The sequence below is a fragment of the Paraburkholderia rhynchosiae genome, from assembly GCF_002879865.1.
Lineage (GTDB): Bacteria > Pseudomonadota > Gammaproteobacteria > Burkholderiales > Burkholderiaceae > Paraburkholderia > Paraburkholderia rhynchosiae.
Genome location: NZ_PNXY01000034.1, coordinates 1 through 16336, shown reverse-complemented (window position 1 = coordinate 16336; position 16336 = coordinate 1). Strand labels below are relative to the sequence as shown.

General features: G+C 58.2%; 14 protein-coding genes and 3 pseudogenes. 9 read left to right on the top strand and 8 right to left on the bottom strand.

Going from position 1 to position 16336, the window contains the following annotated elements; all coding sequences use genetic code 11:
* Nucleotides 1-14 precede the first annotated feature (14 nt).
* Nucleotides 15-197 carry a hypothetical protein gene (locus tag C0Z16_RS30740; protein ID WP_102635815.1) on the bottom strand — a complete coding sequence of 61 codons (183 nt, stop codon included), beginning with the start codon at nucleotides 195-197 and terminating at the stop codon, nucleotides 15-17.
* 81 nt (nucleotides 198-278) lie between these two features.
* Nucleotides 279-1988: a DUF1302 domain-containing protein gene (locus C0Z16_RS30735; protein ID WP_102635814.1), complete on the bottom strand. Its 1710-nt coding sequence runs from the start codon at nucleotides 1986-1988 to the stop codon at nucleotides 279-281.
* Between the two features lie 434 nt (nucleotides 1989-2422).
* Here C0Z16_RS30735 and C0Z16_RS30730 point away from each other — a divergent pair, with 434 nt between their 5' ends.
* Complete coding sequence (locus C0Z16_RS30730) at nucleotides 2423-2989, top strand: MarR family winged helix-turn-helix transcriptional regulator (protein ID WP_102635813.1); 567 nt, start codon at nucleotides 2423-2425, stop codon at nucleotides 2987-2989.
* 108 nt (nucleotides 2990-3097) lie between these two features.
* On the opposite strand, the gene C0Z16_RS30725 is transcribed toward C0Z16_RS30730, so the two are convergent.
* From C0Z16_RS30725 to C0Z16_RS30710, 4 genes and pseudogenes are all read right to left on the bottom strand, one after another.
* A complete protein-coding gene (locus C0Z16_RS30725) occupies nucleotides 3098-4036 on the bottom strand; it encodes an HpcH/HpaI aldolase/citrate lyase family protein (protein ID WP_244201413.1) in 939 nt (312 codons plus the stop codon).
* A 23-nt stretch (nucleotides 4037-4059) separates the two neighbouring features.
* Nucleotides 4060-5217 carry an acyl-CoA dehydrogenase family protein gene (locus C0Z16_RS30720; RefSeq protein ID WP_102635812.1) on the bottom strand — a complete coding sequence of 386 codons (1158 nt, stop codon included), beginning with the start codon at nucleotides 5215-5217 and terminating at the stop codon, nucleotides 4060-4062.
* A gap of 30 nt (nucleotides 5218-5247) precedes the next feature.
* Complete coding sequence (locus C0Z16_RS30715; protein ID WP_102635811.1) at nucleotides 5248-5709, bottom strand: MaoC family dehydratase; 462 nt, start codon at nucleotides 5707-5709, stop codon at nucleotides 5248-5250.
* Nucleotides 5710-5922: 213 nt separating this feature from the next.
* Nucleotides 5923-6386: pseudogene (locus C0Z16_RS30710) on the bottom strand (TolC family protein); the annotation flags it as partial.
* Between the two features lies 1 nt (nucleotide 6387).
* Between C0Z16_RS30710 and C0Z16_RS30705 the strand changes: the two are divergent.
* Nucleotides 6388-7197, top strand: a pseudogene (locus C0Z16_RS30705) (efflux RND transporter permease subunit); the annotation flags it as partial.
* 28 nt (nucleotides 7198-7225) lie between these two features.
* On the opposite strand, the gene C0Z16_RS30700 reads toward C0Z16_RS30705, so the two are convergent.
* Entirely contained in the window at nucleotides 7226-7747 is a 522-nt protein-coding gene (locus tag C0Z16_RS30700) for a MarR family winged helix-turn-helix transcriptional regulator (protein ID WP_102635810.1), read from the bottom strand.
* Between the two features lie 427 nt (nucleotides 7748-8174).
* On the opposite strand from C0Z16_RS30700, the gene C0Z16_RS30695 reads away from it, so the two are divergent.
* The 7 genes from C0Z16_RS30695 (at nucleotide 8175) to C0Z16_RS37900 (ending at nucleotide 14829) form a co-directional block, all read left to right on the top strand.
* Nucleotides 8175-8468 carry a hypothetical protein gene (locus C0Z16_RS30695; protein ID WP_102635809.1) on the top strand — a complete coding sequence of 98 codons (294 nt, stop codon included), beginning with the start codon at nucleotides 8175-8177 and terminating at the stop codon, nucleotides 8466-8468.
* A gap of 339 nt (nucleotides 8469-8807) precedes the next feature.
* A complete protein-coding gene (gene npdG, locus C0Z16_RS30690) occupies nucleotides 8808-9476 on the top strand; it encodes an NADPH-dependent F420 reductase (RefSeq protein ID WP_102635808.1) in 669 nt (222 codons plus the stop codon).
* 91 nt (nucleotides 9477-9567) lie between these two features.
* Complete coding sequence (gene cofE / locus C0Z16_RS30685; RefSeq protein ID WP_102635807.1) at nucleotides 9568-10338, top strand: coenzyme F420-0:L-glutamate ligase; 771 nt, start codon at nucleotides 9568-9570, stop codon at nucleotides 10336-10338.
* Nucleotides 10335-11288, top strand: a complete 954-nt coding sequence (gene cofD / locus C0Z16_RS30680) for a 2-phospho-L-lactate transferase (RefSeq protein WP_102635806.1) — start codon at nucleotides 10335-10337, stop codon at nucleotides 11286-11288. Before cofE ends, cofD begins: the two co-directional genes overlap by 4 nt.
* Nucleotides 11272-11985 (top strand): 2-phospho-L-lactate guanylyltransferase, encoded by a 714-nt coding sequence (gene cofC / locus C0Z16_RS30675; protein ID WP_102635805.1) that lies wholly within the window; start codon nucleotides 11272-11274, stop codon nucleotides 11983-11985. Before cofD ends, cofC begins: the two co-directional genes overlap by 17 nt.
* Nucleotides 11982-14402, top strand: a complete 2421-nt coding sequence (gene cofH / locus C0Z16_RS30670) for a 5-amino-6-(D-ribitylamino)uracil--L-tyrosine 4-hydroxyphenyl transferase CofH (protein WP_102635804.1) — start codon at nucleotides 11982-11984, stop codon at nucleotides 14400-14402. The genes cofC and cofH overlap by 4 nt, the downstream gene beginning before the upstream one ends.
* 250 nt (nucleotides 14403-14652) lie before the next feature.
* Nucleotides 14653-14829, top strand: a complete 177-nt coding sequence (locus C0Z16_RS37900; protein ID WP_158244542.1) for a hypothetical protein — start codon at nucleotides 14653-14655, stop codon at nucleotides 14827-14829.
* Between the two features lie 66 nt (nucleotides 14830-14895).
* Here the strand turns inward: C0Z16_RS37900 and bktB are convergent.
* Nucleotides 14896-16075, bottom strand: a pseudogene (bktB, locus tag C0Z16_RS30665) (beta-ketothiolase BktB).
* Nucleotides 16076-16336 lie beyond the last annotated feature (261 nt).

The window sequence follows — 16336 nt, the reverse complement described above, 5'->3', positions numbered from 1 at the left end:
CATAGAGCATCTTGCTAGAAACTGACATTGATCACCTTTTTGTCAATTGCTGCCGTCTCACGACGCACAACGGTACGTGCGCCAATGAGTAAGACAAATCCGCGCTGTTCGGGCGCGCAATACCAAATGCATGCTGTCGAATGACCGTGCGCCGACAGGTTCTCGTCGTCCGGGATATCTGCGAGCTTCGCTTGCATGATTCATCGGCGTCGTTCTAGCGTTTCGGGTCGAGCGCGACCGTGTTCCGAGTCAACAGGGTCGCACCAGCCAGATAGCACCTAGAAGGTCGTTTCAAGGGTCAACGAAACCCAGTTTCTGTCCCAGTATTTACCGAGGCTCGAATTACTATTCGACGCGACGCCCAGGTTGTCGTTACTGTGAAGCGCGAGGTATCCGATATACTTTAGTGAAACCTTGTACTTCGATTTCACATCGAAAGAGAGCCCAACGCTGTACGACCCTTGTCCCTGGTTACTGCCGAACAGCACCGGTGAGTTTCCAGATAGACCCACGCTAATAAACAACGGCATGCTGAGGTTGACACCAGGCCAAAGCTCATACCAGATGGGTTCGAACTGGGCAGCGATACCTACTGCATTTCGCGTGGGGCAGCCGTGATGTGTAGCTACCCCATCGGAACCACAGTTTTGGGATCGCCCAAAATAGAGATTGAACGGATCATGCGTGACACGTTGCAGCCCCGCATAATTGACTTCCGCGATCAGCGTAGCCGAATCGAACAAGGGCGTTTTGCCAATGTAGTCGATCATGTTTACCACGCCCGAAAATACATTTCCTCGCGGAATCCAATCTGCCCCTGCTGCGTTCGCAGCAACGACATTTGAAAATGCCGGCGCACCCAATTCTGCATTCGTACGGTAAGTCAGATCAGTGCCAAACGAAATCCCGGCAATCTGCTTGGAGAGACTGAATGCGTACATCCGCTCCCGCGGTGCTCGATAGTTTAGATCGACATTCAGATTTCCCCCGGAAGCGCTACCGATCACTAGCTGGGGAAACGTGGTGGTGTACTGGCGATAGTAGAAACCAGCTGTCCCGCCCAACCACTCAGGGCGCCATTTCACTGCGACTCCAAAATCCCCCGTCATATGCGCAGGCTTTTGCTGCCCCTGGAAGACGGCGGGCGTACCAAGAACCGGCACTATAGTGCCACCGCCAAGGGAAACGAAGTCGGCGGGGCCGAAGTAGGTGCCGCCGTCAGGAAGCCGGGAGGCCGACCAGTCGAGGAAGTACTGCCCGGCAAGCGTAACCTCAGGCGTAAGCGCTGCGGAAAATGAAAGCTGAGGCCTGGGAAGGAAAAGCTCTTGCGCTTGTGCGCTTGGGTTTGTCAGCGCTTTGCGTATATCAACCGGGCCTTGGTTGTATGCAACGCCGCAGACGAAGCAAAAGATCGACTCGCCCCAAAAGATGTTGTACTGGCCGGCCCTGATGTCGACAGGCACCGAACCCAGGTCGACTCTTGTGAAGGCAAATGCGTCTAGCAATTCGCCCGACGGACCACGGTTCCAGCGATCGATGTAGTTCGTGTATTGGTTATTTCGGAATGAATTCAGGCCCTGCGACAAGAAGAAGGGGTCACCTTTCGGGCCGCCGGTGTACGCGGCATCGTACCAGCCTGTGCCGCTCAAGCGAAATCCCGTATGGCCCTTGTAGATGACGTCCAACTGCGACAAAAGGTCGAGCCGATTCGTAACGAGGTCGCCGGCTTTCGCGAATTTTCGATCCGACTGGTGTGCCGTAACATCTCCAGCTCCCTTGCCGTTGCCGCAGATATCCGCATCGCAGTCCTCGGCACGAACTCCCAGACTGTAGCGAACGGTGTTGTCCCACTGAACGCTGAGATCTGGAATACCTGTATCGAACTTGTAAGCGTAACCAATCTCTGGCCATACCGCGCCGGAAACCGCTAATACTGCGATTAAAGCTCCAAGCAATCTGCTGGAGGATCTCGCGACATTCCTCATCATGGACCGTCTCCTCTACCGAGTTTTAGTTTTCCGTCTCTGCGGTACATCGGTCGGGCGTCAAGCGATGTTTCCGCCATACACTGACGTCTCCTCCAGTGCTACTACGTATGCTAGCATACGATACGCTAAAGTCAATGTTAGGTCGTGACCGAATGCCGCTATTGCATGAGCGGAAGGGATCGCGCACCTTGGGGACCCACCCGTGAGGCGGATGCTCAGAATCCGGCGGAAGGTGACGGTACATCGCCCGGCCGGTCGAAGGGCTACGTTGCCCGCACGCAACAGCACACTTCACGAAAGATCCGACGGCTGCGGCTTCCAATGACAACGGCCAAACTATCTAGTCACGCATATCGTATGGTACTATACCGTACACGTAGCGCACGTAGGTGTTTCACTACCTAGTAATCAATGGCCTGCCAGGGAAAAGACGAATGAAAAACCACACGGCGATAGCAATCGCATCAACTGTTACCGCGCCGGGCCGCCCGCGAACCCGGCGATGCTCTGAAGGCATGCCAGACGAGGAAAATTGGGATCAACGACTAGGGTTCCTCATGCACGACGTCTCACGATTGAGACGCCTGGTTTTTGACTCGTTTGTAGAGCCTCTTGGCGTGACTCGCTCGCAGTGGTGGGTGATCGCGCATCTCTCTCGCCACGATGGCATGATGCAGAGTGACTTGGCTAATGTTCTCGAGCTAGGAAAAGCTGCACTAGGTGGACTTGTTGACCGACTTGAAGCTTCGGGCTTCATCGAAAGGCGACCGGATGGCACGGATCGACGCGTCAAGCGCATTTATCTGACGCCCGCCGGCAACGGCCTCGTGAACCAAATGCGTGCAATGAGCCACGAGATGAACGAGCGAATTCTTGCAGATCTCGATCACCAGCACCGTCACGAGCTGGCGGAGCTGCTTCAGCAAGTAAAGAAGAATTTGCTCGCACTTAAGCGCGAAAGCGAGGCAACCGGCACTGGCACCTCATTCGACATTGAATGACTTGTTTTCGTAGCGCGCGAGCCTCGCCTCGTGTTAGCCGACCCGGAGACGGCGGAGCGCCAGGCATGCGACTCATCCATCGCGGAGCCGTTGTTAGCTGAGTGTGCGCTAGCCCGCTTCGTCCGTACCATGCAAGCTGGCTGCTAGGGCTAGAATCTGCTGTGCCCGCTTCAGATGCGGCATGTCAACCATCCTTCCATCCAGGCCAATAACCCCCATCCCCGGATTTCTCGCGAAGACGTCAACCACACGCTGTGACCAGACGACCTCCTCGTCACTCGGCGTGAACGCCCGATTGATGATGTCAATTTGATTTGGATGAACCGCCAACTTCCCGGTAAACCCGGCTTGTCGTGCCGCATTAGCCTCGATTTCCAAGCCCGTAGAATCGCCGAAGTCGGCAAATATCGTGTCGATCGGCTGAATATTGGCTGCAGCAGCGCCCGCAAGGCATAGCGCGCGTGCCAACTGATATACCATCTCATATTCCCCGTCTGGCCGGCGGTTATTGCTCGCGCCGAGTGCCGCAGCGATGTCTTCCGCGCCCCACGTCAGGCCTGTGAGCCGCGGGCTGCACCCTTCATACCCGCCCAGCGTGAAGAGCGACCGTGGAGTCTCGGTTGTGACCGGCAGTATTCGAATCGATCCGGTGGTGGCCCCTTCGCGCGACTCGAGAGCATCGAGGTAATGCGCAAGGCGCACCACATCCTGCGACGAACGTACCTTAGGCAGTACGATACCGTCGGGCGATCCGGTAACAACAGCAAGGTCATGAAGCGCGGCCGGGCTCGTCAGTGCGTTGATTCGAACCCAAATCTGCTGCCCCTGTCTCTGGTGTCGTGGCCTGGATCTGAGATACTCGAGCACCATCTCGCGAGCGATGTGTGTCCTGGACGGTGAGACGGAATCTTCGAGGTCGACGATGAGCGCATCAGCAGGCGATGAAATCGCTTTAGCGAGCTTTCGTTCACTGTCGCCCGGCACGAATAGCATTGAGCGCAGAACCGCAGCTTTATGCACGCTCACGTTTGGCATTTTCTGCATCATGTCTACCTCGCTCGTAGGCCGATCTATTTTTTCTTTTTGTTTGAAAAGAGACTACGACCAATAATGTGTTTCATAACCTCGATCGAGCCTCCAGCAATACGCGTGATCCGTGCGTCCGCGAAGGCGCGTGCGATTGGATACTCCCACATGTATCCCCAGCCGCCAAAGAACTGCAGACATTCATCAACGGCCCGTCCGTGCAGATTGGAAAGCCACATTTTGGCCATGGCGGCATCGGTTCCATCTAGCTTGCCGGACATGAACGCTTCGATACAACGATCAACGAAAACCCGTCCGATGGTGGCCTCGGTCTTCAAGTCCGCTAGCTTGAACTGAGTGTTTTGGAAGTCCGCCAACGTCTGATCAAACATTTCCCGATCTGCGACGTAATCGATGGTCCACTCGAGAACAGCCTCCACCACGGCCGCTGAACGAACCGCCTGGGTGAGACGTTCCTGAGCCAGGTTTTTCATCAGCAGCTTAAAGCCGCCGTTCTCAGGACCCAGCAGGTTACTCGCAGGAACACGAACATCTTCGAAAAAAAGCTCGGAAGTATCCTGAGCCTTCAGCCCGATTTTTTCCAGTCGGCGACCGCGCTTAAAGCCGTCGCGGGAAGCTTCTACTATAAACAATGAGATACCGTTGCTATTCGCCATCGGGTCGGTCTTTGTGGCAAGCACGATCACGTCGCACAACTGGCCGTTCGAGATAAAGACCTTCTGCCCGGAAATGACGTAGAAGTCGCCGTCGCGCACAGCGCGCGTCCGGATGTTTTTCAAATCGCTCCCAGCATGCGGTTCCGTAAGACCCAACGCACCGATGACTTCGCCTCTGACCATCTTCGGCAACCAATGGCGTTTTTGTTCGTCGGTGCCAAACGCCAGGATATAAGGCATCACCATCTCGTTATGCACGGCAAAACCGGGCCCGGTGATCCCCGCCCGTGCAAGTTCCTCGACCAATACAAAATCAAAGAGGTGGTCGCCTCCAGCGCCCCCGTATTCCTCAGGAATTGAACATCCAAGCAGCCCTGCCCGCCCGGCAGCCTCCCAAATGGTGCGAGGAACGATCCCCTTGTGTTCCCACTCCGCGTGAAATGGGGATATTTCAGTCTCTATGAACCTGCGGACCGATTCGCGGAAAATTTCATGTTCATCCGAGAATAAAGTTCTTTCGATCATTTCCGCCTCTCTTTCAGTCGTTTCCAGGAATCACGACTTCTTGGCATTCAGACAGTACATCAGCGCCGATCGCTTGCAAGTCGCCACAATTTCTCCTCGCTGATTGAAAGCGATATGCTGGAAGATGACGATTCCGTTGTCTGGACGCGACTTGCTTTTCCGCAGCTCAAGCACCTTGGTTTCGACTCGAACTGTATCGCCTTCGAAAAGCGGCCGTGGAAACCGGATTTCATCCCAACCCAGGTTGCCAACGGTGGTGCCTAATGTTGTGTCACTTACAGAAATGCCGACCATAAGGCCCAACGTGAAAACGCTATTCATCAGGGGCCGACCGAACTCGGTAGTACTCGCGTATTCCCTGTCTAAGTGAATTGCAGCCGGGTTATGGGTCATTGCACTGAACATTACATTGTCGGTTTCGGTGACCGTCCGCCGCACGTCATGCTTGAACACCTGACCAATTTTGAACTCATCAAACCATAGTCCGGCCATGCCTAGAGACCCTCCCTGCGTGTTTGTCACATGCACTAACGATGGACGGTGAACCTCGTAAGCGCAACGGTTCGCATGCATACTATATCAGTTGCATACCAATGACAAGATACCGCCTGAATGTCTCCAAGCCGTTCGCGACGCAGCCGGTCGACCACCTCGCTCGCTTTTGGCGCGGTTAATTTTTTCGGAGAAGTGCCCGGTGTACCGCCGTCACTTGATTGCGACCGCGTCCGATTCGCTGGGCTGCCATCCACCACTAGCGCCTCGAAGGCGGCGACTGCTGCGCGTACCGTTTCGGTTTGTGCCTGTGCTCGGTCATCGAAGGCACGTAGCAAGTTTTCGTCAGCCTGCAAGACTTCGATCAGGCTGACGACGCCTTTCTGACAGGCCGCGAACGACGCCGTTCGCTCGTGGCCGAGCGAGTCGACTCCCTGCGCAAGGACTGCCGCCTGGTGCTCGCGCTTGACCAGCGCCGAGAACGCATTCTCGATATCTTCCGTCGCATGCAATGCAGCAAGCCGACACGCGGCGAGCATTTCGGCCTCCTGGCCCTCGGCCTGCTGAATCTGCGCGTTGATGCGGCCGAAATCGAACAGACGCCAGCGCAGCCGCAGCACGTCATTAGCCTGGCTGGCGCCGCTATTAAACACGTTGCCGCTGGCTACGGAGGTGGCGCGCTGGTACGACGTACCGAGACCTATACACGACTTGGCCTAGCCTTTACGACGTTGACCTTGCTGGACAGCACGCCACCGTCGGAAGTTCAGGAGCACTTCTACCAGGCCCGGAAAAAAATCGGCGACGAGGCAGCCAACCTTTGGGCCGGCGTGATTGGACCGATGGTCAATGATGAATACGCGGACGTCACGCGTGGCTATGAAGATCCGGCGACATCCATGATCCGCAACAACAGCGAACCCTGCGCTGCTGCTGGGCATCGTCATTCGCGACGGCTGGAACGGGCTCGACCTCGGCAAGGCGTTGGACGGCGAGGTTGGCGCCATCAACGCCGAGCTGCCCTTGGGCATGAATCTGACCAAGGTCACTGATCAGGCCGTGAATATCAGCTCGGCAGTCGATGAGTTTATGCTCAAATTTTTCGTCGCTCTACTGGTGGTCATGCTGGTGAGCTTCGTGACCATCGGCTGGCGCGTGGGCTTGGTGATCGCCGCAGCGGTACGGCTGACACTTGCGGCGGTGTTCGTGGTGATGGCCGCGACAGGCAAGAACTTCGACCGCATCACGCTCGGGTCCCTGATCCCGGCGCTGGGCCTACTGGTGGACGACGCAATCATTGCCATTGAAATGATGGTGTTGAAGATGGAGGAAGGCTACCGCCGCGTGGCCGCATCCGCCTATGCGTGGAGCCACAACTCCGCGCCCATGCTGTCAAGCACGCTTGTAACAGCCGTCGGCTTCATGCCCACCGGCTTCGCCCGATCCGATCTTCTTGAATGTACCGATTTATTTATTAACAGCGTCGGCGGGGAAATGAAGAGATGAGAAGAATGTCTCATTCATTGTCGCGGACGATCGCTTGCAGATTTCGTTTAACGCGGGTTAGCAAGTCGGTCAGGTTTTCGCGCTCTTCAGCGCTCAGTCCTTGGAGGATCCGCTCATTCATTTCATCGCTACGCACCTGCATATCCCTGATGAGTTTCGTACCGGCTGCAGATAAATAGATTCGCTTAGCGCGCCGGTCAGTCTCATCTGCGCCGCGGCGGACCAAGCCAGAAGCCTCCAGCCGGTCAATCAGTCCACCCAGAGCGGCCTTTCCCAACTCAAGCAATTTCGCCAGATCACTTTGGATCATGCCGTCATGGCGAGCCAGATAGATCAGCACCCACCACTGTGAGCGCGTGATCTTCAGCGGCTTCATATAGCCGTCGTAGGCCGTGCGGCGTAGCCGTGATACATCGTGCATCAAGAAGCCTAGCCGCTGGTCCCAACCTTCTTCATGAGTTTGCGGCGCGCCATTGCTCGTCGGCGTGCTGACCTTCTTCTTGCGCGTGGGCAACTCTGCCTTTTGATTCATCCGTAGTCCTCGAGCGTTCGCTCATCCTGCGTTGGGGTTCGAAGTTGAAGCCTTTTCAGGGAAAACCATGAAATACGTGCTTACGATATGTTAGCAGGCATTCCCGCCGCCGCGCCACCAACACTTTTCCGTCGGCCCGGCGATGGCGCGCCCCCGCACTGCAAACCAGTCGCGGCCCCTTGCTGCTTACCTTGCGCTCTCGACTTAACCTCGATGCCCCTTAAGTCCGAAGACGCCGTCAACTGACCCAAATATGTCCTTGACGCTGCGCCGCCCCCACAGTATCGTATGTGTACATACGGTATGCAAACAATACGACGAACAGTGCACACCGCATGCTCCTCGCGAAGCTCTACTCCCGTACTGCTCTATTTGCAGTGCAGTCAGTAGTCGAAGGCCTCGCGGGCAAATAATGTAGGAGGAGACGATGCAGACGACACTTCGAAAAGGCGACGCCCCCCTGTACGGTGTCTTGGCTGCCTTGGGCCTTCTGGGCGCAGGCATTCGATGGTACCTGGGAAACAATCCTTCGAACAATCTGATGGAATTCGTCATCTCGGTGAGCGGGGCATTGTTCGTCTGTCTTGGAGTCACCGCAGTTGGAGGATTCGTGAGCTTAGCTGTTAGCGAGAAAATCGGCGACCAGCAGGACTTTTTCGCTTTCCTTGGCAGCGTACTCGGCGCGGTCATGTTTTTCGCCTGGGTAGTCACATCCGGTTGATGTACTACAACGAAAGCTTACATGGAAGCGCATCGTGGCTGTCGCTCGCTATCCGCCCTGACGAGCTGTTGGATCGTTGCCCGCGGCTATGCCACTCATCCCTGCAATGGTTCCAATGGGCAAGCGCAAAGAGTCGACCACACGCCATCTGTTGGAGCCCGCTCTCGTCGAGCCCAGGCGGCCATCGCGGTAGTCGGAAAGCCGTGGCCTCGCAAACAAACTCGACGGCCACCGCGACCCAATTGAACAGCGGAAAAGGATGGCACGGAGCTCCGTTCGCCAGGAATGCCGCCGGTCAGGTAACAGCAACGAGCGTTGCCTTATATCAGGATTAAGAGCATGAAAACCAAACCCTCTCTAGCCGTTCTTGGTGGCACCGGCGACCTCGGGTCGGGACTTGCGCTTCGCTGGCTTGAAGCGGGATACGCAGTAGTTATCGGTTCACGCGATCGCGAAAAGGCGGCGGCTGCGTGCGTCCAGCTGCGCGGGACTCTCGCTGAGCGAGGCATAGATGACGTGAAGCTGACGGACATGGACAACGTTGCCGCAGCCGACGCTGCCGACATTGTCGTGCTGACCGTTCCGTTCAGCCACCAGCAGAGTACATTGGCAGCTGTCAAAGACCACCTCAACGGCAAGATTCTGGTCGACGTTACGGTGCCACTGGTTCCGCCCAAAGTCGGCACTGTCCAGTTGCCGCCCTCTGGATCCGCCGGCCAGGCCGCGCAGGCCTTTCTCGGCGATTCCGTGCGGGTTGTATCGGCGTTCCAGAACGTTGCGGCCGACCACCTCAAGTCAGGGCACGAGCTGAACTGTGACGTGCTCGTCTGCGGTAACGACCCAGAAGCTCGCACAGCTGTCGTGACGCTGGTAGAAGCGTGCGGCATGCGCGGGTTCCAGGCGGGCCCCATTAGCAACGCCGCAGCGGCGGAAGCCTTGACATCCGTGCTGATCACGATCAATCGCCAGTTCAAATGTCATGCCGGCATCCGTATTACGGGCGTCTAACAGGCGAGCCCAGAGACCGCAGCGCGCCACTCGCAAAGCAAAGCGACGATAAGGCAAGCCGCCTCATAACCGTACGTAAAGCGAGTCCCCTGTGCCAACGCAATTGACGCTAACCGCGCTACCGGAAATCCCGGCGATCGAGCCAGGAGACGACCTTACGCAGATAGTCGTTGACGGATACGCGAGAGGCGGCCTGGAGCCGGCCGACGGCGACGTGCTAATCGTCGCGCAAAAGGTGGTGTCTAAAGCGGAGGGCCGGTATGCACGACTGTCGGAAATAGAGCCGTCGGACACCGCGCTCCAACTTGCTGGCACGACTGAGAAGGATCCCCAAGTGGTAGAACTGATCCTACGCGAATCGCGCGAGGTGATACGCCAACGGCCCGGCGTGATTATCGTCGAACATCGGCTTGGTTACGTTCACGCCAATGCAGGCATCGACCGCTCTAACATCACTTCCGATGACGACGGGGATCCGCGTGTACTGCTGTTGCCGCTTGACCCCGACATGTCGGCGAAAGCTCTGCGGGATGCCTTGCGCGCACGATGCAACGTTGATATCGCCGTCATCATCAACGACTCGGCCGGACGCGCGTGGCGCAACGGTGTGGTCGGCTTTGCCATCGGTTGCGCCGGCATCGAGCCGGTGCGCGACTTGGTGGGCCATCCCGACATGTTCGGGCGCAAGCTCGAACGCACCCAAGTCGCCGTCGCAGATGAATTAGCCGCCGCCGGCTCCCTCCTGATGGGGCAGGCCGACGAAGGCACGCCGGTAGTACTCGCGCGTGGCATCCGCTTCCGCTCCAGCAGCGCGGACGGCAAGGCCCTGATTCGCGCTAGGAGCGAGGACTTGTTCCGATGAAAGGCATCAGCACTATTGCGTTCTCCGGTGGCGTTGGAGGCGCGAAACTGGCGCTCGGCCTGGCACGTGTGCTGCCACCTGAAGAACTGCTTATCGTCGCTAACACGGCCGATGACTTCGACCATCTAGGGTTACACATCTGCCCCGATCTCGATACGATCACCTATACCCTCTGCGGGCGCGCAAATCGCTCACAGGGCTGGGGAATAGAGGGGGAAACCTGGAACTGCCTGCAGGCGCTGTCCGAACTCGGCGGTCCGGACTGGTTCCGCCTCGGCGACCGTGATGTTGCAACGCATCTCTATCGCACGCAAAGGCTGCGCGAAGGCGCGCGCTTGAGCGAGGTCACGGCTGAGATTTGCCTCGCCTTAGGCATTGGGCAGCGATTGATACCAGTGTCCGACGACCCAGTCAGGACCATCGTCCACACCGCCGGAGGCGACCTGCCTTTTCAGGATTACTTCGTGCGTCAGCGCTGCGAGCCTCGTGTGACAGGCTTCCGTTTCGACGGGGCTGACCGCGCGGCCATTAATCCCGAGCTGCATGCGGCACTTAGCTCGCCGGACCTGAGCGCGGTGATTTTCTGTCCGTCAAATCCGTTTGTCAGCATTGCCCCCATGTTAGCCATCCCCGGCATGCAGGAGGCGCTGTTGGCCGCCCGCGCACCTATTGTCGCGGTGTCACCTATTGTCGGCGGCACGGCGGTGAAGGGTCCGGCGGCGAAAATGATGAGCGAGCTTGGGCTACCGATCACGCCGCTTGCGGTAGCAAAGCGCTACAGCGACCTTGCCACCGCTTTCATCGTCGACGTTGTCGACGGCGATCAGGTCGCGCGTGTACGCGAACTGGGCCTCGCCTGCGAGGCGATGCCGACGCTGATGAACAACGACGACGACAAGCTGCGTCTTGCCAGTTCCGTGATCGACTATTGCCATGCGCTCTCACGCTGATGTCATCTGGGCCGTTGTGCCCATCAAAGACTTCGCTAGCGGGAAGAGTCGACTGGCGGCCGCCCTCAGTCCAGTCGCACGCGCTCAACTCGCATGCGCCATGGCTGAAGACGTCCTGGCAGCCCTGCACACTGCGCAGGTGGCTCAGCACGTTTGCGTGCTGTCGGATTCTGCTGCGGTCAGCACGCTTGCTGTCCGAAACGGTGCGACTTGGCTCGACGAAAAGACAGTGGCTGCGACACCTGGTCTGAATTCAGCTGTCGCCGGCGCCGCGCGGGTTGCAGCTGCCGACGCGGCCACGGCTTTGCTGGTTGTGCACGCCGACCTGCCTCTGCTGACGGCGAATGCGATTCAGCGTGTCGTTGACACCTGGCGCCACCTGCCCGACACAGGGCGCGTCGTGCTGGCTCGTTCGCGCGACGGCGGCACAAACATCTTGCTGGCGGAGCGGCCAGAAGAATTCACTTACCACTACGGGGCGGGTAGTCACGCTCGACACGTCGACGAGTGCGCTCGACTTCATCGCGTCGTCGCAAACGTTGAGATGCCTGCCACCGTCCTCGACGTAGACACGCTCGACGATCTCGAGATGCTTAAAGACGCTGCACGAGCGGGCACGTGCGGTTCGCACACCGCCGCGCTCCTGTCGACAATTGACCCGACGGTAGTCCGGGACCAAATGGAGGCCGCACCATGACCGATATCCGAGCCGTGATTCACGCCGCCTCCAGCGGTCGTCCGCCGTCCGCAGCCGAAGCACTCATGCTCGCCGTGTGCAACGACATGCCACTTTTGTTGGCTGCGGCAACTGAGATTCGCGACCGTGGCGCTCGCAATGTGGTCACCTATTCCCGCAAGATCTTCTTGCCGGTCACCAGGCTCTGCAGAGACGTCTGCCACTATTGCACTTTCTCTCGACAGTCTCCGTCCGTACATACCGCGTACTTGACGCTCACTGAGATGCTCGAGACAGCCCGGACCGGAGCACGCATGGGCTGCAAAGAAGCGCTGATTACGCTCGGGGAAAAACCGGAACTGCGTTACCCCGCTGCACGGGAAGCATTGGATAAGCTCGGCTTCGAAACAACGATCGACTATGTGGTGCATGTTGCCGAAGCAGTTTTCAAGGAAACGGGCCTGCTCCCGCACGTCAACGCCGGCTGCCTGTCTGATGAAGAGGTTTCCAAGCTACGCCGAGTGTCGCCTTCGATGGGCATCATGCTGGAGTCCGCGGCCGAACGGCTCTGCCAGCCTGGCATGCCCCATTTCGGCAGCCCGGACAAACTTCCGGCAGCGCGTCTCGCCACGCTGGAAGCAGCAGGACGCCAAAACGTACCGATGACATCCGGAATCCTCGTAGGCATCGGGGAAACCCGGCGCGAGCGGGTAGAAGCCCTCCTCGCGTTGCGAGAGATACACGGCCGCTACGAGAACCTGCAGGAAGTTATCGTCCAAAACTTCCGCGCCAAGCCGGGCACACTTATGGCTAACGCCGCCGAGCCCAGCCTCGATGAATTAACCTGGACGATTGCCGTGGCCCGAATCATTTTTGGTCCGGACATGGGAATTCAGGCGCCGCCCAATCTTTCTCCTGGCGCATTAGGTGCACTGCTAGAGTCCGGAATAAGCGACTGGGGTGGCGTGTCGCCTTTAACTCGTGACTTTGTCAATCCCGAAGCGCCTTGGCCGCATCTCGACGAATTGACGCGAGAGACGCGGGCGAATGGAAAGCATTTGCAGGAGCGGCTGACCATCTATCCGCGATATGCCCTCGGCAATGCTCGCTGGGTCGACGATGGACTCCGTACCACCGTCCTTCGGACGATCGACAGCGAGGGCTTCGCGCGCATCGACCCTTGGGTCGCCGGTGGCCAACTGCCTCCGCCGACTGCCGACCTTGCCCTGTTGCGTCAGGCCGACCGTGCTTTGGTCACCCCGGAGCTCGATCGTATTGTCCGGCGTGCGAGCGACGGCGAACTGCTTGACGAGCAAGATGTCGTTCGCCTGTTCCAGGCACGGGGGGAAGATTTCGCCCATGTCTGCCACGCAGCGGATCAATTGCGTCGCGCCCATTGCGGCGATACGGTGACCTACGTAGTCACCCGCAATATCAACTACACCAACATCTGTTATTTCGGCTGCCAGTTTTGCGCATTTTCCAAGGGCCAACGCGCTCATCGCGGCGCCACCTATGATCTCGACCAGGATGAGATCGGCACGCGGGTGCGGGAAGCATGGCAGCGAGGCGCTACCGAGGTTTGTCTTCAGGGAGGCATACACCCGTCCTATACCGGTGAAAGCTATCTCTCTATTCTTAAAACGGTCAAGACCGCCGCACCCGACATTCACGTCCACGCATTCTCGCCGCTCGAGATCTGGCACGGTGCTCAAACCCTCGGCCTGCCGCTTAACGAATACCTGCTGCGATTGAAGAATGCCGGCCTTGCCACGCTTCCCGGAACGGCGGCCGAAATCCTCGACGATGAAGTGCGCGCGACGCTCTGCCCTGACAAGCTCAAGACGGATCGGTGGCTAGAGGTGATGCACGCCGCACACGGTCTAGGTGTCAAGAGCACGGCTACGATAATGTTCGGCCACATCGAGCGGCTCGAACACTGGGCGCGCCATCTTCTACGCCTGCGCAATCTCGCTGCTTGCACCGCGGGTATCACCGAATTCGTCCCCCTTGCCTTCGTCCATATGGAAGCGCCGATCTACCGAAAAGGTAGATCACGCAAGGGTCCGACGTTTCGCGAAGCGTTACTCATGCACGCCGTGTCGCGACTAGTGCTGCATCCGCACGTTAAGAACATTCAAGCCTCCTGGGTCAAGATGGGTCCGCTCGGTGCCCAAGCCGCGCTCAATGCGGGCGTCAACGACATGGGTGGCACGCTGATGGATGAGTCAATCACTCGAAGCGCTGGTGCCGTTCACGGTCAAGAAATGACGCCCGCCGCGCTGTCGGCGCTAATAAGGTCCGCAGGGCGGGTGCCTCGACAGCGGACTACCGTCTACGGCACGGTGCCGGAAGAACGGGTTGCGATCGGCGCAGCCCACGTCGGCCGGAGCGACTCAACGACCATCAGGGTAATTCAGGTCTCCACTCGTGGATGATGAACATCTGCCGCGTTGAAAGCGGAACCTGGACACCTATCACATCGGCTCTGCGTTCGCTTGCAGGAAAGCCCCGCGTGCCCAAGCAAGCGACGCTGAGAGCAGCTAGCTGTCGGCGAGCACGTCGTAACGAATGGCTTGCATAAACCGTCGCCAAGCACGGTTCGGATCATCCCGTCGCGCATACGCAAAGGACAGGGTGTACAAATTATGAAACGCCGAAAGAGCCTAGAGCAACGGAGACACGGCAATGAAGCGACGCACTCGAGCTATTTTAATGATCGCAGCCGCCGGTTTCGTAATCGTCGTCGGCTTCATGTTTTTCGCTCAAGACCCGCCGGCCAAGGAACCATGCATCAATTATCAAGGCGCGTGCATCGATATGCGCGTCCTCATGGCCGGAGCGCCTCGTCATCTCTTACCGTGACCGAGGGCTATTGAACGCTTCGGTGCGAAGCCGAGCGTAGCCCGGATGCCCGTTTCGCCTCCAGCCTCAGACGCGTTCAAATACCGCGGCGATTCCCTGGCCGCCGCCAATGCACATCGTGACGAGTGCGTATCGGCCGCCGATGCCATGTAATTCGTGGATCGCCTTAGTGGCAAGAAAAGCGCCTGAGCAGCCGATAGGATGTCCCAATGCGATGGCGCCTCCGTTAGGATTGGTCTTCTGCATGGTCAAGTGCGCGGGCCACCACAATGGCCTGCGCCGCAAAAGCTTCGTTGCTCTCGATCACGTCCATCTGGTAGAGCGCAAGTCCACCCTTTTTCAGAGCCAGTCTCGTGGCGCGGATTGGTCCTTCACCATGATTTCGTTCGGTACACCAGCCACTGCGTAAAGAGACGAACCTGGCGATTGGGTTATGCCTGGCCGCGGCGGCCGCCGCCGAATCAGCAACCACGAGGAAGGCTGCTCCGTCGTTGATGCCAGAAGCGTTGCCGGCAGTGACCGATCCATCCGTCTTGAACGCCGGTTTCATCACAGCAAGTGCGTCCAGAGACGTATTCGGTCTCACATGCTCATCAGTGTCGAATATCACCTCCCCCTTTTTCGTTTGCTTGACGATTGGGACGATCTGCGATTTGAATCGCCCCTCCACTATCGCCCGTGCCGCTCGGCGGTGCGATTCCATCGCCAGCACGTCCTGCTCTTGGCGTGTAATACCCCATTTGGTCACCAGGTTCTCGGCGGTGATTCCCATTTGGCCCGCGCCAAACGGATCGGTCAATGTGGCGGCCATGGTATCGATGAGCCGCGTGTCACCCATGCGTGCGCCTGAGCGCATCGCCGTAGACAGATACCCGCCGCGGCTCATCACTTCAACACCGCCTCCGACGCCGAAGTCGCAGTCATCGAGCAGAATGCTCTGAGCAGTCGTCACCATGGCCTGAAGACCAGATGAGCACAGCCGATTGACCGACATTGCAGCAGAATCCATCGACAGCCCCGCGTTGATGCTCGCCACCCGCGCTACGTAGGCGAACCGGCTGTCAGTGGGAATCGTGTTGCCCACCGTCACATAGTTGATTGCCAGCGGATCGACGCCGGATCGCGCAATTGCTTCTTTCATCACGATGCCGGCGAGCTCGGGAGGTTCGATGTCGGCAAGGGATCCGCCAAAACTTCCGATTGCCGACCGGGCCGCCGCCAGGACCGCTACGTCACGCTTGCTCACGACTACTCTCCTCGCCAGTTAAACAATCGAAAATCAACTCGCGCACACTAATGCTTTCTGCCGAAAGCGTAGCGACTTGATTTCTGACATCAACACAGCTTCAAAACAATGAATTCGTCACGCCGCCATCGACAACTATTGAGACTTCCATAATTCATGACGTCACCACAGCGTAGCCTGCATCCAGCAAGCGGCAATGATCGAAGGCCGCTTTTGAGCGCTCTTGAGCTTGTTGCGGGCGCTCGCGTGCAGTTCGCCGAG

Bases quoted from the DNA above. Each gene is read 5' to 3' on its own strand.
- C0Z16_RS30740 (WP_102635815.1), bottom strand. From the start codon at position 197: ATGCAAGCGAAGCTCGCAGATATCCCGGACGACGAGAACCTGTCGGCG.
- C0Z16_RS30735 (WP_102635814.1), bottom strand. From the start codon at position 1,988: ATGATGAGGAATGTCGCGAGATCCTCCAGCAGATTGCTTGGAGCTTTA.
- C0Z16_RS30730 (WP_102635813.1), top strand. From the start codon at position 2,423: ATGAAAAACCACACGGCGATAGCAATCGCATCAACTGTTACCGCGCCG.
- C0Z16_RS30725 (WP_244201413.1), bottom strand. From the start codon at position 4,036: ATGATGCAGAAAATGCCAAACGTGAGCGTGCATAAAGCTGCGGTTCTG.
- C0Z16_RS30720 (WP_102635812.1), bottom strand. From the start codon at position 5,217: ATGATCGAAAGAACTTTATTCTCGGATGAACATGAAATTTTCCGCGAA.
- C0Z16_RS30715 (WP_102635811.1), bottom strand. From the start codon at position 5,709: ATGGCCGGACTATGGTTTGATGAGTTCAAAATTGGTCAGGTGTTCAAG.
- C0Z16_RS30700 (WP_102635810.1), bottom strand. From the start codon at position 7,747: ATGAATCAAAAGGCAGAGTTGCCCACGCGCAAGAAGAAGGTCAGCACG.
- C0Z16_RS30695 (WP_102635809.1), top strand. From the start codon at position 8,175: ATGCAGACGACACTTCGAAAAGGCGACGCCCCCCTGTACGGTGTCTTG.
- npdG (WP_102635808.1), top strand. From the start codon at position 8,808: ATGAAAACCAAACCCTCTCTAGCCGTTCTTGGTGGCACCGGCGACCTC.
- cofD (WP_102635806.1), top strand. From the start codon at position 10,335: ATGAAAGGCATCAGCACTATTGCGTTCTCCGGTGGCGTTGGAGGCGCG.
- cofC (WP_102635805.1), top strand. From the start codon at position 11,272: ATGCGCTCTCACGCTGATGTCATCTGGGCCGTTGTGCCCATCAAAGAC.
- cofH (WP_102635804.1), top strand. From the start codon at position 11,982: ATGACCGATATCCGAGCCGTGATTCACGCCGCCTCCAGCGGTCGTCCG.
- C0Z16_RS37900 (WP_158244542.1), top strand. From the start codon at position 14,653: ATGAAGCGACGCACTCGAGCTATTTTAATGATCGCAGCCGCCGGTTTC.